This window comes from Mesorhizobium sp. B4-1-3 (genome assembly GCF_006439355.1).
Taxonomy (GTDB): Bacteria; Pseudomonadota; Alphaproteobacteria; order Rhizobiales; family Rhizobiaceae; genus Mesorhizobium.
Window position 1 is genome coordinate 113,447 of record NZ_VFTG01000014.1, and the last position, 22,607, is coordinate 136,053.

At 64.3% G+C, this 22,607-nt stretch carries 19 protein-coding genes; 9 read left to right on the forward strand and 10 right to left on the reverse strand.

The window, feature by feature from the left end:
- Positions 1-9: 9 nt before the first annotated feature.
- Entirely contained in the window at positions 10-702 is a 693-nt protein-coding gene (locus FJW06_RS18720) for a hypothetical protein (protein ID WP_140753690.1), read from the forward strand.
- A 330-nt stretch (positions 703-1,032) separates the two neighbouring features.
- Here FJW06_RS18720 and FJW06_RS18725 read toward each other — a convergent pair whose 3' ends face one another.
- Complete coding sequence (locus FJW06_RS18725; RefSeq protein ID WP_140753691.1) at positions 1,033-1,887, reverse strand: alpha/beta fold hydrolase; 855 nt, start codon at positions 1,885-1,887, stop codon at positions 1,033-1,035.
- A 114-nt stretch (positions 1,888-2,001) separates the two neighbouring features.
- Between FJW06_RS18725 and FJW06_RS18730 the strand changes: the two genes are divergently transcribed.
- Positions 2,002-2,898: a LysR family transcriptional regulator gene (locus tag FJW06_RS18730; RefSeq protein ID WP_140753692.1), complete on the forward strand. Its 897-nt coding sequence runs from the start codon at positions 2,002-2,004 to the stop codon at positions 2,896-2,898.
- 98 nt (positions 2,899-2,996) lie between these two features.
- On the opposite strand, the gene FJW06_RS18735 is transcribed toward FJW06_RS18730, so the two are convergent.
- Positions 2,997-3,446, reverse strand: a complete 450-nt coding sequence (locus tag FJW06_RS18735; RefSeq protein ID WP_140753693.1) for a DNA polymerase III subunit chi — start codon at positions 3,444-3,446, stop codon at positions 2,997-2,999.
- Between the two features lie 3 nt (positions 3,447-3,449).
- Entirely contained in the window at positions 3,450-4,991 is a 1,542-nt protein-coding gene (locus FJW06_RS18740; RefSeq protein WP_140753694.1) for a leucyl aminopeptidase, read from the reverse strand.
- Positions 4,992-5,347: 356 nt separating this feature from the next.
- Here FJW06_RS18740 and lptF point away from each other — a divergent pair, with 356 nt between their 5' ends.
- From lptF to rsmA, 6 genes are all read left to right on the forward strand, one after another.
- The gene (gene lptF, locus FJW06_RS18745; protein ID WP_140753695.1) at positions 5,348-6,544 is read left to right on the forward strand and encodes an LPS export ABC transporter permease LptF; all 1,197 of its coding nucleotides are present in this window, start codon (positions 5,348-5,350) and stop codon (positions 6,542-6,544) included.
- A gap of 2 nt (positions 6,545-6,546) precedes the next feature.
- A complete protein-coding gene (gene lptG / locus FJW06_RS18750) occupies positions 6,547-7,629 on the forward strand; it encodes an LPS export ABC transporter permease LptG (protein WP_140753696.1) in 1,083 nt (360 codons plus the stop codon).
- Positions 7,629-10,037, forward strand: a complete 2,409-nt coding sequence (locus FJW06_RS18755; RefSeq protein ID WP_181178422.1) for an LPS-assembly protein LptD — start codon at positions 7,629-7,631, stop codon at positions 10,035-10,037. Before lptG ends, FJW06_RS18755 begins: the two co-directional genes overlap by 1 nt.
- 224 nt (positions 10,038-10,261) lie before the next feature.
- Positions 10,262-11,185, forward strand: a complete 924-nt coding sequence (locus FJW06_RS18760) for a peptidylprolyl isomerase (RefSeq protein WP_140753698.1) — start codon at positions 10,262-10,264, stop codon at positions 11,183-11,185.
- A gap of 75 nt (positions 11,186-11,260) precedes the next feature.
- Positions 11,261-12,295 (forward strand): 4-hydroxythreonine-4-phosphate dehydrogenase PdxA, encoded by a 1,035-nt coding sequence (gene pdxA, locus FJW06_RS18765; RefSeq protein ID WP_140753699.1) that lies wholly within the window; start codon positions 11,261-11,263, stop codon positions 12,293-12,295.
- Positions 12,296-12,302: 7 nt separating this feature from the next.
- A complete protein-coding gene (rsmA, locus tag FJW06_RS18770) occupies positions 12,303-13,148 on the forward strand; it encodes a 16S rRNA (adenine(1518)-N(6)/adenine(1519)-N(6))-dimethyltransferase RsmA (RefSeq protein ID WP_140753700.1) in 846 nt (281 codons plus the stop codon).
- Positions 13,149-13,286: 138 nt separating this feature from the next.
- Here the strand turns inward: rsmA and gmk are convergent, their stop codons facing one another.
- From gmk to fabD, 7 genes are all read right to left on the reverse strand, one after another.
- A complete protein-coding gene (gene gmk / locus FJW06_RS18775) occupies positions 13,287-13,961 on the reverse strand; it encodes a guanylate kinase (RefSeq protein WP_040984645.1) in 675 nt (224 codons plus the stop codon).
- Between the two features lie 5 nt (positions 13,962-13,966).
- On the reverse strand, positions 13,967-14,857 hold the full coding sequence (locus tag FJW06_RS18780; protein ID WP_140753701.1) for a YicC/YloC family endoribonuclease: 891 nt from the start codon (positions 14,855-14,857) through the stop codon (positions 13,967-13,969).
- 300 nt (positions 14,858-15,157) lie between these two features.
- A complete protein-coding gene (gene mltG / locus FJW06_RS18785; RefSeq protein ID WP_140753702.1) occupies positions 15,158-16,414 on the reverse strand; it encodes an endolytic transglycosylase MltG in 1,257 nt (418 codons plus the stop codon).
- 158 nt (positions 16,415-16,572) lie between these two features.
- Positions 16,573-17,835 carry a beta-ketoacyl-ACP synthase II gene (gene fabF / locus FJW06_RS18790; RefSeq protein ID WP_140753703.1) on the reverse strand — a complete coding sequence of 421 codons (1,263 nt, stop codon included), beginning with the start codon at positions 17,833-17,835 and terminating at the stop codon, positions 16,573-16,575.
- A 34-nt stretch (positions 17,836-17,869) separates the two neighbouring features.
- The gene (locus FJW06_RS18795; protein WP_006203723.1) at positions 17,870-18,106 is read right to left on the reverse strand and encodes an acyl carrier protein; all 237 of its coding nucleotides are present in this window, start codon (positions 18,104-18,106) and stop codon (positions 17,870-17,872) included.
- Between the two features lie 214 nt (positions 18,107-18,320).
- Entirely contained in the window at positions 18,321-19,058 is a 738-nt protein-coding gene (fabG, locus tag FJW06_RS18800; RefSeq protein ID WP_140753704.1) for a 3-oxoacyl-[acyl-carrier-protein] reductase, read from the reverse strand.
- Positions 19,059-19,118: 60 nt separating this feature from the next.
- Positions 19,119-20,060, reverse strand: coding sequence for an ACP S-malonyltransferase (fabD, locus tag FJW06_RS18805; protein ID WP_140753705.1), 942 nt, complete (start codon positions 20,058-20,060; stop codon positions 19,119-19,121).
- Positions 20,061-20,337: 277 nt separating this feature from the next.
- On the opposite strand from fabD, the gene FJW06_RS18810 reads away from it, so the two are divergent.
- A complete protein-coding gene (locus FJW06_RS18810; RefSeq protein ID WP_181178424.1) occupies positions 20,338-22,266 on the forward strand; it encodes an LTA synthase family protein in 1,929 nt (642 codons plus the stop codon).
- Positions 22,267-22,607: the final 341 nt, after the last annotated feature.

The following is a 22,607-nucleotide window of genomic DNA, read 5'->3' on the forward strand; positions in this document are numbered from 1 at the left end:
GCCGAGGCGGTGGAGGCGCTGGTGCGAGCTGAAGGCGTGAACCTCGTCATCCCGACCTGCGAGGAAGTCTTTCACCTTGCGCTCGCCTGGCGCGGCAGGACCATGCCGGCGCGATTGTTCGCCCCCGATATTGAGTTGTTGACGCAGGTCCACAACAAGCACAGCTTCATCCGGCTGGCTGAACGGCTTGGCTTGGCGGTGCCGGAAACCATGCTTCTCAATTCCCGCGATGATCTGGAGGCAGTGCGTGCCCGCTCGCGCGACCTGGTGTTCAAGCCGGTCTGGTCGCGCTTCGCCAGTCATGTGCTGCTGCGGCCGACCGGATTTCCTCGATGCGATCACCCCCTCGCCCGCCATGCCCTGGGTGGCGCAGCGCTTTGCCGAGGGCGAGGAGATCAGCGCCTATGCGGCGGCGCGCGACGGCAGGCTCAGGGCGCTCTCGCTCTACCGCTCGCTCTATCGCGCCGGCAAGAGCGCCGGCATCTTCTTCGAGCGTGTCGAGGACAATGCGGCGCGCGCTGGTCGAGCGCATCGTCAGGCACGACCTGGACCGGCCAGATCTCCTTCGATCTGATGTGCGAGCCGGGCGGCCGGGTGCTGCCGCTCGAATGCAATCCGCGCGCCGTGAGCGGCCTGCATTTCTTCCGCGATCCCGCGCGCTTCGTGGATGCCGTGCTCGGCGACGGTCCGGAGGCCGATTGACCCAGGTATCGGAAACGTGGCCGGCGCTTGCAGCCCAGTTCGCCGATCCTGATCGTCGCGGCGAACTGTTGCTGGCCGGATTAGCGCGGCACGAAAGAAGGGATTGGTCTTGGCGGACGGCGAATGTTACGACTTTCGAAACGCCACCTGTACTCGGCGGCGAAATGTCCGTTCAGCAAATCGAAGACTTTCTTCGTGGTCAAAGTGCACATGGCCGGCCAGATTCACTGGCAAGTAAAAGACCTCCCGCACGGTACGAAGGTCAACAAGGTGACGATCGGCGATCGCTAATCGTCACCCTGTGGTCCCGGCACGATCGCGCCTACGGCATCAGCCGATCGCTTGCAGGGCGCCAGTAAAGTGATTGGACACAGCTGCCTCGCTATTGCGAGTTGCGTCCAGGAAACCCAGCACCGCTTCCATGAACTCTACTGGCCGCTCGACATTGAGCAGGTGGACGCCGGGCAGAAGCAAAAGCTCGGCGCCGGGGATTGCGCCCGCGATCGCCTCGCTGTGGCTCGCCAGCGTCACCTTGTCGTCCTCGCCGCCGATGACCAGCGTCGGCGAGGTGATCAGTGAAATCGGGCGGCGCAGATCGGCGTCGCGGACCGCGGCGAAACATCCGGCGAGGCCTTGCGGCGACATGGCAAGGATCGCGGCGCGGAATGGCGCGACCGTCTTGTTGTGGCCATCAAGCATCGAAGCCGGGAACCAGTTGCGCATGAACATGTCCGCCGTGGCCGACAGGTCGCTTGCCGAAAGCACGTTGCGTATCTGCTCGTCGAAATAGGATGCCGGGCCGAGATGCGGCGAGGTGTTGGAGAGGATCAGGCGCTCGATGCGTTCCGGCGCGTGGATGCCCAGCCACTGGCCGACGAAACCGCCGAGCGACAGGCCGAGGAAATGCACGCGGGCGAGCCCAAGGAAATCGAGCAGTTCCAGCACGTCGCGGCCGAGACGGTCGAGCGAATAAGCGCCGGCCGGCGCGTCGGAGCCGCCATGGCCACGGAAATCATAGCGCAGCACGCGGAAGGATTGGGCGAGTTTGGGAACCTGGCCGTCCCACATGTGGAACGTCGTGGCGATGGAGTTGGAAAGCATCAGCACCGGACGGTCTTCCGAGCCGTCCAGCCTGTAGGCGATGCGGGCGCCATCGCCCGCCGTGAAGTGAAGTGTTTCGGCCATCTGGCCCCTCATCTGTTCGGCGCGTTCGCGCAGGTTGCGATGAGGCCAAGTTAGGCGTGGCTACTATCGAATAAAATTACTATGATTTGACAATCTCTGTAGGATTCTTCGACTATGGATAACGTGAAACTTCACGACCTCAGATGTTTCGACGCGGTCGCCACTCAGGGCAGCTTTCAGGCCGCGGCCCAGGCCCTTCACCGGACGCACCCTTCCGTCTTTGCCGCGGTGGCGCGGCTGGAGGAACAGCTTGGCCTGACGCTGCTCGACCGCGGCGGATATCGGGTCAACCTGACCGAAGAAGGTCGCCTGTTCCACCGCCGCGCACAGCTGGCCCTGCGCGAGGTCGAGCATCTGCAAGACTATGCCGGCCAGCTCGCGAGCGGCGAGGAAACCATGCTGCGCGTCGTCATGGGCGACGTCTGCCCGCGGCCCGAAATACTCGGCCTGCTCAGCCGCTTCTTCGCCGGGCGGCCGCGCACGCGGCTGCACCTCGACTATGAAACGATCGGCGGGCCGGTCGAGCGGCTGATGGACGGCGAAGCGGACCTCGTCTTCCATCGTGCCAATCCTTCCGACCCGCATCTCGAGCGGATCGATCTGTGCGACGTCGCCTTCGTGCCGGTGGTGGCGCACGGCTTCCTGCCGTTCGACATTCGCCATGACGTCACCCCGGAAGCGATGCGCCCCTTCACCCAATGCGTGATCCGCGACACAGCGCGGCGCCCCTCATCGGAAAACTTCTTCGTCCTGGACGGCGCACATTCCTGCTCGGTGCCCGACCATATGATGAAGAAGGAGCTGATCCTGCATGGGCTTGCCTGGGGGCATCTGCCCGCGTGGCTGATCGAGGATGAGTTGCGCGACGGACGGCTGATCTCGATCGCCGGCCGGCATATCCCAGGCCGCACCGAAACCGTGGCCGCGGTGCGGCGACGCGGCAAGCCGCACGGACCTGTGGCCGAGGCCCTGTGGCGACACCTTGAGGACAGTCCCAAGCTTTCGCGCTAGATCGTGATGGCGTTTCGTTGAATCGCCCTCACGATCTACCTCTTTGTTGGAGCATGATCTTTTTCCGAAAAGCGGTTCCCACTTTTCGGGATCATGCTCTAAGCCTTGCGCTCCCAGCGGCGATCCGGCGTCTGTTGCCAGTAGGTCACGGCGTGGCCGGCTTCCTTCATCGTCTTCCAATGGCCGCGCGCGGCTTCGAGCTGTGCCGCGTCATGGCCGTCGAACAGGAAGACGGCGCGCTCGTAGCCCGAAAGCTCGGGCGGGCTTGCGCCGTCGACCAGGAAGCGGATCTGCGCGGCGTTCTGGTTGGCCTCGCCCGTGGTCAGCAGGACCGGCTGCTCGGCCGGATGGGCTTCGCGGTCGGTGGCGTGCGCCAGGAAGGAATCGTCGCGGAACGTCCACAGGTGCTGGTCGAGCGCGTCGCGGCGCTCTTCAGTGCCTGTCTGCACCACCGCGCGCCAGCCGCGCTCGACGCTGCGCTCGAGCAGGCCGGGCAGCGCCTCCTCCAGCGTCGATTCAGTCAAATGGTAGAACAGTATGTCGGCCATCCCCTACCCTTCGTAGTGGTCGCGCACCAACCGGTCGAGCAGCCGCACGCCGAAACCCGAACCCCAGGACTGGTTGATCTCGCTCGACGGCGCACCCATCGCGGTGCCGGCAATGTCGAGATGCGCCCAGGGCGTGTCCTTGACGAAGCGCTGCAGGAACTGCGCGGCGATGATGGCGCCGCCATAGCGGCCGCCGATGTTCTTCATGTCGGCGTTCTTGGAATCGATCAGCTTGTCGTATTCGGGGCCGAGCGGCATCCGCCAGACCCGCTCCTGGCTGGCCTGGCCCGCGCCGAAAAGCCGGCCGGCGAGCTCGTCATTGTTGGAGAAAAGGCCGGCATAGTGCTGGCCAAGCGCCACCATGATGGCGCCGGTCAGCGTCGCCAGGTTGATCATGAATTTCGGCTTGAAGCGGTCGTTGGCGTACCAGAGCGCGTCGGCGAGCACGAGACGGCCTTCGGCGTCGGTGTTCAACACTTCGATCGTCTGGCCCGACATCGATGTGACGATGTCACCGGGGCGCTGGGCATGGCCGTCAACGGCATTCTCGACCAGGCCGATGACGCCGACCACATTGGCCTTGGCCTTGCGCGCGGCCAACGCGTGCATCAACCCGGTGACGGCGGCCGCTCCGCCCATGTCACCCTTCATGTCCTCCATGCCCGAAGCCGGCTTCATCGAGTTGCCGCCGGTGTCGAAGGTGACGCCCTTGCCGATGAAGGCAAGCGGCGCGTCCTTGGCCTTGCCACCGTTCCAGCGCATCACCGCCAGGCGGGCGCCGCGCGGCGATCCTTGGGCGACGCCAAGCAGCGAGCCCATGCCGAGCTTCTTCATCTCTTTCTCGGTCAGTATCTCGACCTCGACGCCGAGCGATTCCAGTTGCTTGACGCGATCTGCGAATTCGACCGGGCCCAGCGCATTGGCCGGCTCGTTGACGAGGTCGCGGGCAAGCAGAACGCCATTCACCACCGCTTCCTCGCCGGCGAAGGCCTTCTTCGCGGCCGCGGGGTCGGCGCAATGGATGGTTATCCTGGCGGGTTTTGCCGTTTCGGCCTTCTTGGCGTCGGCCCCCTTTGCATCGGCCCCCTTCGAATCGGATTGCCCGTCTTCCTTGTCCTTCCTGGTCTTGTATTTGTCGAAGGAATAAGTGCGCAGCAGGATGCCGGCGGCAAGGCTGGCCGCCTGGCGTCCATCGGGCTGTAAATCCGGCAGATCGAGGATGACGGCCACCTCCCTCGCCTTGCGCAGCGAAGCGGCAACGGCGCCGCCGAGCTTCAGCCAGGCGTTGTCGTCGAGGCTCGAGACCTTGCTGGCGCCGATCGCCACGAGCCGGTCGACAGACGTTCCTTCCGGCGCCAGCACCTCGGCCGAGCTTGCAAGCTTGCCGGAAAAGTCCGCGACCGGAAAGGCACGCGCAAGCGCGCCGGCTGGATCGCAGGCCTTCGCCGCCTCGCCGAGCCCGCCGCCATCGGCCGCTAACACGAAGACGCTGCCCTTTTTCGGCGCGGCGAACTTGGCGAAGGAAATGGAAGGTCTCGACGTCATTAGGTCCTGCTTTCGGGGATGGAGGCGGGGTGTCGGCAAAGGTTCGGCAAGCGTGCGCGACATTTGGTCGTTTTGAGCCATTTGGCAAGACTTTGGCCGAAATCGCGGTCTATATCAGCACCACAATAGACAAAGGATTCGCCTCGGCACGGCGTTAGCTCTCTGCCTTAACCCGCTGTTAACCATCGATGTTTCGCATTTCTTATCCATTGGCGCGGACACTCCGCCGCGCCGGGGCACGCGGCGTGGGGCGACAATCCGGAGCGAGCCGCTTATGACCCAGTTGTGCACGCGTCGCCGGATCACTACTTTGTCGGCGGGCATGATGCCGTTCGGCAAAATCGAGAAAAGCCTTCATGAAGGTCGTTGAACGCTACATCATGCGCCGGGCGCTGACGATGTTCCTCGCCGCGCTGGCCTGGACGCTGGCGATCGTGTGGACGACGCAGGTGCTGGCCAAGATCGACCTCGTCACCGACAACGGCCAATCGGCGCTGACCTTCTTCGAGGTCGCAGCACTCATCATTCCTTCCATTATCCCGATCGTTGTGCCGTTCGCCCTAGTGGTGGCGGTGGCGCAGACACTGAGCGCGATGAACACCGATTCGGAGCTGGCCGTGCTCAGCGCCGCCGGCGCCTCGCGCTGGACGATCGCGCGACCGATCCTGCTGCTGGCTGCTTTTGCCTGCGCCTTTTCCTTCATCGTCGACAACGCGATAGACCCCTATGCCAGGCAGAAGAACCGCCAGTTGGTGGCGGCCTCTCGCGCCGATCTCGTATCGCTGATCATCCAGGAAGGCACGTTCCGCAAGATCGACGAGGGCCTCTATTTGCAGGTCGGCGAACGGCTTCCCGGCAACCGGCTGGGCGGCATCTTCGTCGCCGATTCGCGCGAGGAAGGCGCCAGCCTCACCTACTACGCCAAGACAGGCAGCATCGTCGAAAAAGGCGACGAGAAGGTGCTGATGATGAATGACGGCGTCATCAACCGCAAATCGGTGACCGGCGACCTCTCCGTCATCCGCTTTACCTCTTACGCGTTCGACATGTCGGCTTTCCTGTCGGCGGCGAACGACATCACGCTTTTGCCCAAGGACCGCACGACGGCGTACCTGCTCAACCCGGATCCCAACGACAAGATGTTCCAGCGCGAACCGGGCAGCTACCGCGCGGAGCTCAACCAGCGCTTCGCCGAATGGTCCTACTCGCTGGTGTTCGCGCTGATCGCGCTTGCGGTGGCGGCCGATGCGCGCTCGCATCGCGAAGCGCGCATCAATCCGCTGATCACGGCGATCGCGATCGCGCTTTTCGTGCGGTGGCTGGGTTTCTTCGCCGCCGGTAAAGCCGACAAGGTCTGGTATTATGTCTACCTGCTCTACGGCATACCGCTCATCGCCTCCGCGGTTTCGATCTGGTTCATCGTCTCGTCCCGCACCATGGAACTACCGGTCAGCTGGGCCGACTGGCTGACGGGCCTTGCCAAGCGCGCCGGCGAAAACTGGACGACGTTCAAGCTCTGGCTCGCCCGGCGCACCTCGGGCCAGGGAGCCTGACCATGGGCTGGACGCTGGGCCGCTATTTCTTCTTCCGCTACGTCTCGATCACCTTCTGGTTCTTCCTGGGCCTGCTGGCGCTGGTGTTCCTGATCGACTTTACCGAGCTTTCCGGCCGCACGACCGGGCTGCCCGGCTTCACCTACGGCATAGCCTTCGCCATTTCGGCCCTGAGGATGCCGATGATCATGCTGCAAACGGTGCCGTTCGTCGGGCTGTTCTCGGCGATGGCGACGCTGGTGTCGCTCAACCGCCGCTATGAGTTGGTCATCGCGCGTTCGGCAGGCGTGTCGGCCTGGCAGTTCCTGTTCCCTTGCTGCGTCGGCGCGCTGATGTTCGGCGTGCTGTCGGTCGCCATCATCAACCCGATCGCCGCGCATGGCTTTTCCTGGTCCGAGCAGATGGAGAACGACCTCAGGGCCGGCAAGTCGAATGCCGTCACCACCAACGTTACGCCGTGGCTCAGGCAAAAGACCGAATCGGGCGACACCATCATCGGCGCCCGCGCCATCCTCAACCAGGGGCTGGAGATGGCGGACGCGGTGTTTTTCATCCTCGACCCGCAGGGCAACATCGCCGAGCGCAAGGATGCCGCCAAGGCTTTCCTGCGCGACGGCTACTGGGAATTGCAGGACGTCAAGGTCTTCAAGGGCGGCAATATCCAGACGCTGGCCTCCGACAAGGTGCCGACCAATCTCAAGCCGGAATTCGTCCAGGAGCGCCTAGCGCGCCCGGAAACGATCCCTTTCTACGAACTGCCGCGCAAGATCGAGGTCGCCCGCTCCTTCGGGTTGAAGGCCAATGCCTTCGCCATGCAATTTGATTCGCTGGTGGCGTTGCCGTTCCTTCTCGTGGCCATGACGCTAATTGCCGCAACAGTTTCAATGCGATTTGCGCGAATGGGACAGTCGGCAACGATGATTCTGGGTGGCGTCGTGGCCGGCTTTCTGCTTTATGTCGTTTCGGTACTGGTCAAGGCATTCGGTGTAGCCGGATTCGTGCCTACGGTGGTGGCTGCATGGGTTCCGGTTGTCGTGGCTATGTTCTTTGGGGTGACGTTTCTGCTATACAAGGAAGACGGCTAGTGAGGGAGGCGGTTTTGCGCAGCCATAGGCAGGCCGGTTTGGCACGCCTCTATGGGGCGACCGCTTTGGCATGTCTGTTCGCTTGTGCGGTGCCGATGGCACCCGCGCTGGCGCAGCAGATTACTGCCAAGCCCGTCCCGTCCGGTTCGCAGATGCTGCTGGCCGCCGATACGCTTGTCTATGACAATGACAAGCATACGGTGACGGCCGTCGGCGGCGTGCAGATCGACTATGGCGGCAACAAGCTGGTCGCCCAGCGCGTGGTTTACAACCGCGACACCAAACGGCTCGTCGCCAGCGGCGCCGTCGAGCTGATCAACAGCGACGGCACCAAGGTCAACTCCGACCATATCGACATCACCGACGATTTCGCCGACGGTTTTCTCAACGCGCTGCGCGTCGAGACGATCGACAAGGCTTATTTCGCCGCCGAGAGCGCCGAGCGCATGGGCGGCGTTCTCACCACCTTCCACAACGGCGTCTACACCGCCTGCGAACCTTGCGAGGACAAGCCGGACAAAGCCCCGACCTGGCGCGTCAAGGCGCGGAAGATCATCTGGAACGGCGAGAAAAAGACGGTCCGCTTCGAGAACTCGAATTTCGAATTCTTCGGCTTCCCGCTCGCCTACCTGCCGGCCTTCGAGATCGCCGACCCGACGGTGAAGCGCAAGAGCGGCTTCCTGATCCCCGGCATCGTCTACAACAACCATCTCGGCGTCGGCGTCAAAGTTCCCTATTATTTCGCCCTGTCCCCGACCTATGACCTGACCGTCACCGGCAGCGGCTATACCAAGCAGGGTTTCCTCGGCGAGGCCGAGTGGCGCCAGCGTTTCAACAACGGCCAGTACACGCTGAAGATCGCCGGCATCAATCAGCAGGATCCCGACGCGTTTATCGATGCCGCTGGCCATAATGTGAATTCCGGCCCTGCCAACGATCCGAACAAGTTCCGCGGCATGATGGGCACCAGGGGCCAGTTCGCTATCAACGAGCGCTGGGATTTCGGCTGGGACGTGCTGCTGCAGACCGACAAGAATTTCTCGCGCACCTATAACATCGACGGCTACAGCGACCTCGTCCACCAGTCGTCGATCTATCTGACAGGCTTGAGCGACCGCAACTATTTCGACGTCCGGGCCATGCGCTTCGAAGTGCAGGAGGACACGCTTTCCAGCGATCCGACGGCGCGCGGTGCCAAGCAGCCCTGGGTGCTGCCGTCCTTCGACTACGCCTATATCCCCGACACGCCGGTGGCCGGCGGCCAGCTGTCGTTCAACGTCAACGCGCGCGTGATCAGCCGCAATCGGCTGGACGAAACTCTCGACGGAGGCTCGGTTCTGCGCGTCCCGGGCGTAGAGGGCCAATCAAGCCGGCTGAGCGCGGAAGCCGAATGGAAGCGTACCTTCACCACGGATGACGGCCTGCAGTTGACGCCATTGCTGGCGTTCCGCGGCGACGCCGGCTACGTCAACGCGAATTCGGCTTCGCTTGACGCAATTACGTCTATGGCTAACAATCCCGTGGTAGGCACACCCGGCGAGGACATGCGTTCCTCGCTCGCTCGCTACATGGCCACGCTCGGCCTCGAGGCGCGGTGGCCGCTCCTGTTCTCGATGCCCAGTTCCAGCCATATCCTTGAGCCGACAGCGCAGGTCTTCGTGCGTCCGAACGAGCAATATGTCGGCGGACTGGCCGTCCCCAACGAAGACGCGCAGAGCTTCGTCTTCGACGCCACGACGCTGTTCGAGCGGGATAAATTCTCCGGCTATGACCGGATCGAAGGCGGCACGCGCGCCAATGTCGGCTTCCGCTACTCGGGCGCCTATGACAATGGCTGGGCCACGAACGCCATCTTCGGCCAGTCCTACCAGCTCGCCGGCGAAAATTCCTTTGCCGCGCCCGATCTCGTCAATGTCGGGGCCGAGTCCGGCCTGGACAAGCGGACCTCGGACTATGTCGGCCTTGTCGGCTTCAACAGCCCGAGCGGTTTCTCCGGGTCGCTGAGCGGTCGTTTCGACGAGCAGACCTGGGAGGTCAGGCGCGCCGAAGTGAAGGCTGCCTATTCCAGCCTGCCGATTTCGCTCAGCGCCAAATATGCCTTCATCGAGGCGCAGCCGCTCTATGGCTTCACCACCGACCGTCACGAGGTCACGCTCGGCGCCTCGACACATCTGGCGCAGAACTGGCGGCTGTTCGGCACCGGCACCTACGACATCGAGAACAATGTGCTGGTCAGGGATGGTGTCGGCTTCGCCTATAACGATTCCTGCTTCACCTACATCATGACGTATTCGCAGACGCGTGACACCGTCACCAAGGAAGTGTCGCAGAACATCGGCTTCAACCTGTCGTTCCGCACGCTCGGCGATTTCGGTTCGTCAACAAGCGCTGTCGATACCATCCAGTGACCAGGCGGCAGACGCTCGGCCTGCGAGCCGCGCGTCGGCTGGGGCGCTGATGTGGGGCTTTGGTCTTGATTTGGAGCGGGTTCCTTCGAAAATGGGCTTGATTGTCAGGGCCATGCGCCGGCGACATCGTTTCGCCGCATAAGACGGGCATGGGGTCGACTGCATCGCGCAGGCGTTCGGAGGACGCGCGGCGCCGTCGTGGTGGGGAAAATTGGGAAGGCAAGATGAGGAAATACCTGTTTTCAGCGGGCTTCGCGCTTCTGGTGGCGGCGATCACGGTTCCGGTCACGGCTGTTGTGCAGCCCGCTTTTGCTGCTGAGATCAAGTACATCGTCAATGGCATACCGATCACCACCGGCGACATCGCGCACCGCGCCGCCTTCTTCAAGCTGCAGCACAAGAAAGGCGATGCGAAGGAGGAGATGATCGACCAGACGCTGCGGCTGGCCGAAGCCAAGCGGCTCGGCATCCGCATCACCGACCAGCAGGTCGACGCCGCCTATCAGCGCTTCGCGTCGGGCAACAAGATGCCGCTGGCGAGGCTCGACGCGATCATGGCGCAATCGGGCGTCACCAAGGAGCATTTCAAGGAATTCATCCGCGCCCAGATGGCGTGGAACCAGGCGCTCGGCGCGCGCTACCGCTCCGGCGAAGGCGGCTCGGTGACCGAGCAGGACGCCGTGCGGCGCATGCTCGACAAGGGCGGCGCCAAGCCGACAGCGACGGAATACATGCTGCAGCAGGTGATCTTCGTCGTGCCGGCATCGGAGCGCGCCGCCACGCTCGCCAAACGCAAGCGCGAAGCCGACGCCATGCGCGCCCGCTTCAATGGCTGCAACACCACGCGCGAGTTCGCCAAGGGCCTGCTCGACGTCACCGTGCGCGACCTCGGCCGCTTTCTGGCGCCGCAATTGCCGTCCGACTGGGCCGAGCAGATCAAGGCGACCAAGACCGGTGGCGCTACGCCGACCCGCGAGACCGAGCGTGGCGTCGAGTTCATCGGCGTCTGTTCCTCGCGCGAGGTCTCCGACGACAAGGCCGCGCAGATGGTGTTCCAGGCCGAGGGCAGCAACGACAAGGACGCTGAAGAGCTCAGCAAGAAATACGTCGCCGAACTGCGCCAGAAGGCCAAGATCGTCGAACGCTAGAGCGACAAGCGTGCCGCGACACCGCAACAAGTTCTCCTTCCGCCGTTGCGTCAGCGGCCCAGTCCGCGAATTCGCATGAGCGGACAGAAAGCCGATGCCCCGCTTGCGCTCAGCGTCGGCGACCCCTCGGGCATCGGACCCGAGATCGCTATCGCCGCCTGGCAGGCGGGCGACAGCGCCGGCGTGCCGCCCTTCTATCTCATCGCCGACCCCGCTTTGATCGAAGCCCGCGCGCGCCTAGTCGGCGCAAACGTCGCGATCGTCGAGACGCTGCCGGGACAGGCAGCGCACCACTTTGCCCGGGCCCTGCCCGTCGTGCCGCTCGATGCACGCCATGTCGACAGCCCGGGAGAACCGGACCCGGCCAACGCCGCCGGCACCATCGAAGCGATCGACCGGGCCGTCGCGGACTGCCTCGCCGGCCGCGCCGCCGCGATAGTTACCTGCCCGATCGCCAAGAAGCCGCTTTATGATGCCGGTTTCGGCTTTCCCGGCCACACCGAATATCTGGCGCATCTGGCCTCGCGCCACACCGGCAGGGACGTGATGCCGGTGATGCTGCTGGCGGGCCCTGATCTGCGCACCATTCCGGTCACCATCCATATCGCGCTGGCCGACGTGCCAAAGATGCTGACGACGGAGCTGATCGCCGCGACCGCGCGCATCACCGCCGCCGATCTCAAGAGCCGGTTCGGCATCGCCCGGCCGAGACTTGCGATCGCCGGGCTCAACCCGCATGCCGGCGAAGGCGGCGCCATGGGCTCCGAGGATGCTGCGATCGTCGCCCCGGCAGTCGAGATGCTGAAGGCTGAAGGCATCGACGCGACCGGGCCGCTGCCGGCGGACACGATGTTTCATCCGCGTGCGCGCGCCTCCTATGACGCGGCGCTCTGCATGTATCACGACCAGGCGCTGATCCCGGCCAAGACCTTGGCCTTCGACGAGGCGGTGAACGTGACGCTGGGTCTGCCCTTCATCCGAACCTCGCCTGATCACGGCACCGCTTTCGACATCGCCGGCAAGGGCATGGCGCGCGCCGACAGCCTGATCGCCGCGCTGAGGCTGGCGCGCCGGCTGGCCGACAGCGGGCGGCGGGCCGCCGGCGCATGAGGCTCCATTGAACGGGCGCACCACGATCGACGGATTGCCGCCGCTGCGCGAGGTGATCGAGCGGCATGGGCTGCAAGCCAAGAAGGCGCTCGGGCAGAATTTTCTGCTCGACCTCAACCTGACAAGCAAGATCGCCCGCGCCGCCGGCGATCTCGGCGAGGCGACCGTGATCGAGGTCGGTCCGGGCCCAGGCGGACTGACGCGGGCGCTGCTGTTCAACGGCGCGCGGCGGGTGATCGCCATCGAGCGCGACGAGCGCTGCCTCGAAGCTTTGGCCGAGGTTTCCAGTCACTATCCCGACCGGCTCGAGGTCATTCCCGGCGATGCGCTGAAGACGGATTTTGCCGCACTTGCCGGCGCAGCGAACGGTGGGCCGGTGAAGATCGCCGCCAACCTGCCTTACAATATCGGCACCGAGCTGCTGATCCGCTGGCTAACCGTTGCCGACTGGCCGCCCTTCTACCAGTCGATGACGCTGATGTTCCAGCGCGAGGTGGCGGAGCGTATCACCGCGGGTCCGGGCAGCGATGCCTACGGCCGGCTCGGCGTCCTGGCCGGCTGGCGCACGGAAGCAAAAATCGCTTTCGACGTGCCGCCGCAGGCTTTCACGCCGCCCCCAAAGGTCACCTCCTCCGTGGTGCATCTGGTGCCGCGCCCGTTTCCCCTGCCCGCCGACGCGAAAAAGCTTGGCCGCGTCACCGAAGCCGCCTTCGGCCAGCGCCGCAAGATGCTGAGGCAAAGCGTGAAGAGCCTGGGCGGCGAGGCGCTGCTGGCAAGGGCGAGCATCGATCCGACGCGGCGGGCGGAAACGCTCAGCGTGGAAGAGTTTGTGAGGCTGACGAACGCGGTGTAGTTCTCTTCTCCCCGTTTACGGGGAGAAGATGCCGGCAGGCAGATGAGGGGCAGCGCGAACCTGCAAAGGATGACTCTTACCCCTCATCCGGCCCTTCGGGCCACCTTCTCCCCGTAAACGGGGCGAAGGAAAGTTCGCTCACCCGGTCTTCTCGTCCAGCAGTCCCGAGATGAAATCGAACAGGCCGGGCCGCCTGTCGCGGCGAAGCCGCTCCGCGGTGACGATGGCGCGCACCTCGGCGAAGGCGCGGTCGAGATCGTCGTTGACGATGACGAAGTCGTATTCCTTCCAATGCTCGATCTCAAGGCGGGCGTTCTTCAGCCTGGTCTCGATGACGGATTCCTGGTCCTCGGCGCGGCGCTTCAGGCGCGCCTTCAATTCCTTCATCGAGGGCGGCAGGATGAAGATCGAGACGATGTCGGCGCGCATCTTCTCCTTGAGCTGCTGGGCGCCCTGCCAGTCGATGTCGAAGAGCATGTCGCGGCCTTCGGCCAGCGCCACCTCCGCCGGCTCGCGCGGCGTCGCATAGCAATTGCCGTGAACCTCCGCCCATTCGAGCAGCGCGTCGGAATCGCGCAGCCGCTCGAACTCACGCATGGTGGTGAAATGGTAGTGGACGCCATCGATCTCCGAGCCGCGGCGCGGCCGTGTGGTAACAGATACCGACAACTCCAGACTTGAATCTTTTTCCAGCAGGTTGCGCGCGATCGTCGACTTGCCGGCGCCCGACGGCGAAGACAGCACCAGCATCAATCCGCGGCGGCGGATGCGGGACCCCAGATCCCTGGCGGCCGTCGGCTCCTTGGCAACCATTCCCGTCACTCCAGATTCTGGACCTGCTCGCGAAACTGGTCGACCACCGCCTTGAGCTCCAGCCCGATCGCAGTGACCGCGGCGGCGTTCGACTTGGAGCACAAAGTATTCGATTCGCGGTTGAATTCCTGCGCGAGAAAATCGAGCTTGCGGCCAACGGCCGTGCCGCTTTTGAGCAGCGCCCGCGCCGATGCGACATGTGTCTTCAGCCGGTCAATCTCCTCGCGGATATCGGCCTTGGTGGCGAGGAAGGCCGCTTCCTGGTGCAGCCGGACGGCATCGAGATTGGCCGAGGCATCCATCAGCAGACGCAGTTGCTCGGCAATGCGCTCGCGGATCGCGGCGGGCTCCCGCGAGGGATCGGCCTCGGCCTTCAACGTCAGCGCCTCGATGGCGTCGATGTGGCCGGCGAGCAGCGCGCCAAGTGCCGCGCCCTCGCTGCGGCGCGCCTGTTCCAGCCCGCCAAGCGCCGCCTCGAGCGCCGACAGGATCGCGGCATCGAGGACCACCCGCTCCTCCTCGGTCTCGACAGCTTCGGGAATGTCGAGCACGCCGCGCAAAGAGAGCAGGCCGTCGGCGGTGGCTGGCTGGGTGCCGAACTGCTCCTGCAAGCGCTTTGCCAACCCCGCGAGGTCTTTGAGGAAAGCCTCGTTGACCACCGGCTGGATTTGCCTTGCGGCGGCGCGGCCGACGGTCAGCGTCGCCTGGAAATTGCCGCGCGCGAAACGCTTCTGAACGGTCTGCCGGACGGCCGTCTCTAGCCGGTCGAATCCCTGTGGCAATCTCAGCCTCACCTCGGCGCTCTTGCCGTTCACCGATTTCACCTCCCAGGCGATCGAGGTGCCGTCGCTCTCGGCGGCGGATCGCGCAAAACCGGTCATGCTTTGCAGGCTCATTGACCTGTCGTCCCCCTGTTGCAGCCAAGGTAAGCGGGCCCAGCGCTGCTCGTCCCAGAAATCGCCGGACGATCGGCCGGCGTCCCCTAAAAACATGAATACAGCCTCGCGTCAAAGGACGCGTGCTTCGGCTAGATGCAAGCCGTTGTCGCAAAACCGCGCTGCGCACTTTTGGGCGACATGCTTTTGTTGATGCAAGTCGTTGTCCCAAACCGCTGCGCACTTTTGGGCGACATGCTTTTGTTGATGCAAGTCGTTGTCCCAAAACCGCTGCGCACTTTTGGGCGACATGCATTGCGCCTACTGCGCTGCGTCGCCACCGGCGTCACCGTTTTCGCCGCTGGCGCCATTGTCTCCAGCGTCGCCGCCGTCGGCGTTGCCATCGGGCGCGGCCGGCGCCGTCGTCTGGCCGGAAGCCTTGGCGGCGGTATCCGCCTGCTTTTTCTGCAGCGCCCGATAGCGGGCGACGTTCTGGTTGTGCTCTTCCAGCGTCGCCGCGAAAACATGGCCGCCATTGCCGTCGGCAACGAAATAGAGATCGTCGGTCTTCGATGGATTGGCGACCGCTTCGAGCGCCGCACGGCCCGGATTGGCGATCGGCGTCGGCGGCAGGCCCTTGATCATGTAGGTGTTGTAAAGCGTCTGCTTGTCGAGGTCCGACTGATAGATCGGCCGGTCGGCGGGCTTTCCCTTGCCGCCGAACAGGCCGTAGATGATGGTCGGGTCGGACTGCAGCCGCATGCCCTTGGCCAGGCGGTTGAGGAACACCGCGGCGACCCGCGAACGCTCGTCGCTCCTGCCCGTTTCCTTCTCGACGATGGAGGCGAGCGTGACGAAGTCGTTGATATTGGCGATCGGCAGGTCGGGGGCACGGTGCGACCAGACCTCCTCGACCAGCTTCTTCTGGTCGGCGATCAGCTTGTCGACCATCTGTTGCCTTGTCGCGCCGCGGGTGAAGCGCAGCGTGTCAGTGGCGATGCTGCCCTCCGGCGGCAAGGTCGCCGGCATGTCGCCGGTGAGCGCCTCCTGCTCGGCCACGCGCTGCAGCGCCTGCTCGACCGTCAGCCCTTCGGGAATGGTGAGCGAGTACATCACCGACTTGCCGCTCTTGAAGAGCTCCATGATGTCGCGCATCGAAGCGCGCGGCTTGATGGCGTATTCGCCGGCCTTCAACGCCGATTCATTGCCGGTGGCGCGCACGGCGAGCCGGAAGATGCGGGCATCGCTGATCAGGCTGCGGCGCTCGAGCTGGTCGGCGATCTCCTGCACGCCAGTGTTCGGTTTGATCATGAAGGTATCGCCATTGGCGGACGGACCGGGCTCGATGAAAGCCTGCATGCCGAAATAGAGCGCCACACCCGAGGCAAGCACCACGAGAATCACCAGGGAGAGGAAGAAATTCAGGAACACGACGACCTGGCTACGCGAGGCGCGCGAACGCTTCGAGGGCGGCGGCGTGCCGGCTTCCGGACGCAGCGCCTCGGCCGCGGTCTTCGGCACGATCGGCCCCTTCGCGCCTTGCCGTCCGAATTCCCCGTCGCTCGGATTAGTATTCATGACGCCCTGCCGTCTGATCTTGCAACGAATCCCCCGCCGAAAAGCTAGGGGCGAATTTGGCAAAAATGACGGCAGTTGGCGGACTGCCGATTAGTCTGACTCCGAGCAAATCCGGAGGGGAAACCGCGCAGGCTCCGTGGGACTGCTCGGGTTGCTACTCAGCCATTGTAACGCTGGAACACGAGCGAGGCGTTGGTGCCGCCGAAGCCGAAGGAGTTCGACAGCGCGACGTCGATCTGACGCTGGCGCGGCTTGTTCGGCACGAGATCGATCGCCGTCTCGCGTTCCGGATTGTCGAGATTGATAGTGGCGGGCGCGACGTTGTCGCGGATGGCGAGGATCGAGAAGATCGCTTCCGCGGCACCCGCGGCGCCCAGCAGATGGCCGATCGACGACTTGGTCGACGACATCGAGATCTTCGAGGCGGCATTGCCGACCAGCCGCTCGACCGCGCCCAGCTCGATCGTATCGGCCATCGTCGAGGTGCCATGGGCATTGATGTAATCGACATCGGCCGGCGAAAGCTTCGCCCGGTTCAGCGCCGCCGTCATGCAGCGGAAGGCGCCGTCGCCGTCCTCGGCGGGGGCGGTGATGTGGTAGGCGTCGCCGGTCAGACCATAGCCGGTGACTTCCGCATAGATCTTGGCGCCGCGCGCCTTGGCGTGCTCGAGCTCTTCCAGCACGACCACGCCGGCGCCCTCGCCCATGACGAAGCCGTCGCGGTCGCGGTCATAGGGACGCGAAGCGGTCTCCGGCGCATCGTTGCGCTCGGTGGAGAGTGCCCGGCACGCTGCAAAACCGGCGATCGACAGCCGGGTGATCGGTGCTTCGGCGCCGCCCGCCACCATGACGTCGGCATCGCCCCACATGATCAGCCGGGCGGCGTCGCCGATGGCGTGCGCGCCGGTCGAGCAAGCGGTGACCACCGCATGGTTCGGGCCCTTGAGGCCATGACGGATGGAAACCTGGCCCGAAACCAGGTTGATGATCTGTCCGGGGATGAAGAAGGGACTGATGCGGCGCGGCCCGCGTTCCTTCAGGATCATCGCGTTTTCGGCGATGCCGTCGATGCCGCCGATGCCGGAGCCGATCAGCACGCCGGTGGCGCACTGGTCCTCATGCGTCTCCGGCTTCCAGCCGGAATCGGCCAGCGCCTCGTCGGCGGCCGCGATGCCGTACAGGATGAAATCGCCGATCTTGCGCAGTTCCTTCGGCTCGAGCACAGCCTCCGGATTGAAGGTTCCGTTCGAGCCGTCGCCGCGCGGGATGATGTGGGCGATCTTGCAGGCAAGATCGTCCACCTCGAATTCGGTGACGCGGCGGCAAGCGCTGCGGCCGGAAAGCAATTCCCGCCAGCTATGCTCGACGCCCATGCCAAACGGTGAAAGCAGGCCAAGGCCCGTGACGACGACACGCCTCATCGCAGGTCCTCCCCGGTGATGCCTGCGAAAGAACTCAGGCCGAGGCCTTGTCGATATACTTCACGGCGTCGCCGACGGTGAGGATGGTCTCGGCGGCATCGTCCGGAATTTCGACGCCGAATTCCTCTTCGAACGCCATAACGAGTTCGACCGTGTCGAGGCTGTCCGCGCCCAGATCGTCGATGAAGCTCGCCTGCTCCGTCACCTTATCGGCATCGACGCCGAGATGCTCGATGACGATCTTCTTGACGCGCTCTGCGGTGTCACTCATTTCGGCAATCCTCGTCTTATGTTGTCTATCTTCGTTAGCGGGCGGAATGCCGCTAATCAAGCTGAAAGATGGTCTTGCGGGCAACGCACGCCACAGGACCGGTTTTTGCCCGAACCGCCGGGTTGCGGGCCGCATTACACGAAAAATGACGGGCGTCCAAGCCGAAATGGCTGTTTTCACAGGCGCCCGGTCCCGGCCCCTTAGATCACCCCCCTCAGATCATCGCCATGCCGCCATTCACATGAATGGTCTGGCCGGTGACGTAAGCCGCCTCATTGGAAGCAAGATAGGCGACGGCGGACGCGACCTCGGCGCTGGTGCCCATGCGCCTTGTCGGGATGGCGGCCATGATCGTCTCTTTCTGCTTGTCGTTGAGCTTGTCGGTCATGGCCGATTCGATGAAGCCCGGAGCGACGCAGTTGACGGTAATGTTGCGGGTGGCGATCTCCTGCGCCAGCGACTTGGAAAAGCCGATCATGCCGGCCTTGGAAGCGCAGTAATTGGTCTGGCCGGGATTGCCGGTGATGCCGACCACCGAGGTGATGTTGATGATACGGCCGTGACGGCGGCGCATCATCGGATGCGTCAGCTCGCGGGTGAGACGGAACACGGCGGTGAGGTTCACCTCGATCACGGAATCCCAGTCGGCGTCCGACATTCGCACGAAAAGGCCGTCCTTGGTGATGCCGGCATTGTTGACCAGAATGTCGACGCCCTCGAGGTCCGCCTCCGCCTTCTGGCCGAGCGCCTTGACCGCATCGCGGTTCGTCAGATCCGCCGGAAAGAGTTTTACACGATCGCCGAGCTCGCCGGCCAACGCCTCGAGCTTTTCAACGCGCGTGCCGTGCAGGCCGACCATCGCGCCCTGGCTGTGCAGCACCCTGGCGATCGCTTCGCCGATGCCTCCCGATGCTCCGGTGACAAGCGCCTTGCGGCCGGTCAGTTCGAACATTTTTTTCTCCTGATCTCAGAGAGGCACCCTTGGCACAGGTGCCGTCAAATCGCCAGCCTGTCAGGCGAGCGCCGCCAGTGCCGCCTCGACTTCCGCCGCCGTGCCGACGGCGCCCGTGGCGATGTCGCGGTTGATGCGGCGCGCAAGGCCCGACAGCACCTTGCCGGCGCCGACTTCGTAAAGGCTCGACACCCCACTGGCGCCGAACCATTCCACCGTCTCGCGCCAGCGCACGCGGCCGGTCACCTGCTCGACCAGCCGGCGGGCGATCTCGTCCGGGTCGCTGGTCGGCGTCACCGTCACGTTGGAGACGACCGGGACCACCGGCGCCTGCTTCGCCACGCCGGCCAGCGCCTCGCGCATGGTCTCGGCCGCGGGCGCCATCAGGGCCGAGTGGAAGGGGGCGGACACCTGCAGCATCAGCGCCCGCTTGGCGCCCTTTTCGGTGCACAGCTTCGCCGCCAGCTCGACCGCCGCCCTGGCGCCCGAAATCACCAGCTGGCCGCCGCCATTGTCGTTGGCGACCTGGCAGACGGAGCCCTTGGCCGCTTCCGCGCAAGCCGCTTCGACATCGACCTGCTCCAGCCCGATGATGGCCGCCATGGCGCCCTCGCCGGCCGGCACCGCAGCCTGCATGGCGTTGCCGCGGGTCCTGAGCAGCCGCGCCGCGTCACCGATCGAAACGAAGCCGGCCGCGGCAAGCGCGGAATATTCGCCCAGCGAATGACCGGCCACATAGGCCACCTTGTCCTTCAGCGAGAAGCCGCGCGCTTCGAGCGCCCGCATCGCCGCCAGGGACACCGCCATCAGCGCCGGCTGCGCGTTGGCGGTCAGCGTCAGCGTCTCTTCCGGCCCTTCCCAGATCAATTTCGACAGGTTTTCGCCGAGCGCGGCGTCCACTTCCTCGAAGACGAGGCGCGCTTCGGGGAATTGATCGGCGAGGTCCTTGCCCATGCCGACGGCCTGGCTGCCCTGTCCCGGAAAGGTGAACGCGACGGCCATTGAAGTCTCTCCAGAGGCTGGTTTTTCCCTGCCTCTGGCGCAAGGCGGACGGCCAAGTCAAGCCCGCGGACGCCTCTTCGGCCCTCATTTCAGCCGGAAAACGTAGCTGACTCCCTGTTCCGAAAGGCTTTTTGGCGATCACACCTGATGAAAACCGCTCACGTTTGGTTTGCTGGCTCTTCTTATTTCCGCCACAGGCGCTAGCTTTGCGTGACACTTCGATGACAGAAGCGTGACGGGCGTGGAAGGCGTGTTGCGTGGGCCGGGGGAAAACAGAGTGGCAAGGATCAGAAAAGGCGCGGCCAAGCCCGTGCCGGGCTTTTTGGAAGACGATCCGTCCACCGGCTATCTGCCCGGACGAGCCTGGCCGACCGTACGTTATGGCCTGACTACAGTTCTGGCGGCGGCCCTGCTCGTCTTCGCGATCGAATGGATCGTGCGCGGCGATTTCTTCGGCACGGTCGATTTCTTCCTGCAGCCCTTCAAGCCGGGCTGGACCACAATCGTCGTCTTCGCGCTGGTGCTGGTCGGGCTTGACGCCATACTGGGCCGCAGCCACCAGAGCCTGATGATCGTGGCGCCGCTGACGCTGGCGCTTGCCTTTGTCGGCCATCAGAAATCGCATTATCTCGGCGACCCGCTCTATCCGACGGATTTCCTGTTTGCCCGCCAGATCGTGGCGCTGATGCCGCTTCTGGTGCGCGAACGGCCGTGGACGGCCATCATGCTGGCCGCCGCCATCATCGGCAGCCTGACGCTGCTCGTCTATTGCTGGCGGACCTGGCGCCGGCGTGTGCCGATCCTCAGCCGCAAGGGCCGGCTGGCGCGGCTGGCGCTTGCCGTGCCGCTGCTCGCCTTCTTCGTCTCGATCATGGACTACGCCACCTTCTCGTGGACGCGCGACCGGCTGCAGATCATCCCGATCATGTGGGACCAGAAGGAGAACTACGCATCCAACGGCTTTGCGCTGGCCTTCGCGATGAACGTGCCGATGGCGCATGTCTCGGCGCCGCCCGGCTATTCGCAAAAGACGATGGACGCGATCCAGCGGCCCGACGTCGCCGCTTCAGTGCCGGACGAGAAGCCGGATATCGTGGTTGTGATGAGTGAGTCCTTCTGGGATCCGACGCAGTTGCCCGGCGTCAGCATCAAGCCCGACCCGATCCCGACGGTGCGCGCCCTGCGCTCCGGCTCGATGTTCTCGCCCGAGTTCGGCGGCATGACCGCCAATATCGAATTCGAGGCGCTGACCGGCTTTTCCAACGCCTTCCTGCCGGCCGGCTCGATCCCCTACCAGCAATATGTGCGCACCCCGACGCCCTCGCTGGCGACCTTCCTGAAGAGCGAGGGCTACCGGGCGCGCGCCATCCATCCCGGCACCAACTGGTTCTGGAACCGAGGCGCCGTCTATGCCGATTTCGGCTTCAACGATTTCGGCTCGGAAGAGACGCTGCCGCCGATGGAGAAGCGCGGGCCGCTGGCTTCGGACGCGGCGATGACGGACGAGATCATCCGGGAGGCCGACGCAAGCGACGATCCGGTGTTCCTGTTCGCCGTCAGCCTGCAGAACCACGGCCCTTACGAGCCCTACCGCTACTACAATCCGACGCATTCGGTCGACGCGCCGATCAGTTCCTGGGCGCGGGAATCGCTGCTTTCCTACACCGAGGGCTCGGCCGACGCCGACCGCGGCCTGCAGCGGCTGATCGACTGGGCGAAGAAGCGTAAGCGCCCGACCATCATCGCCTTCTTCGGCGACCACCTGCCGCCGCTCGGACCGGTCTATGTCGAGACCGGCTTCCTCAAGGACAATGTCGCGCCGCGCAAGGAACCGACGGCCGGCGCCGCGCTCGAGCACCACGACACGCCGCTGGTCATCTGGTCGAACCGCTCCGGCCCGGTGCAGAACCTGGGCCCGGTCAGCCCGGCCTTCCTGCCCTACCACATCCTGACCACGGCCGGCATCACCCACCCCTATTACACCGGCTTCCTCGGCGCGCTGCGCGAGCATTACCGGGTGGTCGACCGGAACCTGCTCCTGTCGCCTTCGGGCGAAGCGGCGCCGGATTGGGCGAGGCAGAAGAAGATCGATCCGAAAATCAACGATTTCCGCCTCATCCAATACGACATGATGTTCGGCAAGCGCCGCTCGGCGCCTGATTTCTTCCCCGAGACGGTGGAAAAGCTCGTCGCGCATACGAGCTGAGCGTGGTGGTTGAAGCCCCACGCAACGCTGCGGCCAATTAATCGGCACGCGGCCAAGGCGGCTGGAATAGCGTCTTTAACCAAAACCGGAGTTGCAGCTTCGGAACGGCTATTCTCGCAGACCGGATCTCTCGTAGATCAGAGCCTGAAGGCTGCGCCAAGCCTGTGCCTAGAGCAATTCCAGGAAAAGTGTGAGCGGTTTTCCGTCCGGAATTGCGTAAACAAAGAGATAGAGCGGTTCGCCGTTTCCGTGAAACGGTGAAACGCTCTAGGCTGCAGTGACAATTTAACGGTTTGGGATTCCCATCGCGAGGCAAATCAGATTCAAGGCTGACTTTTGGA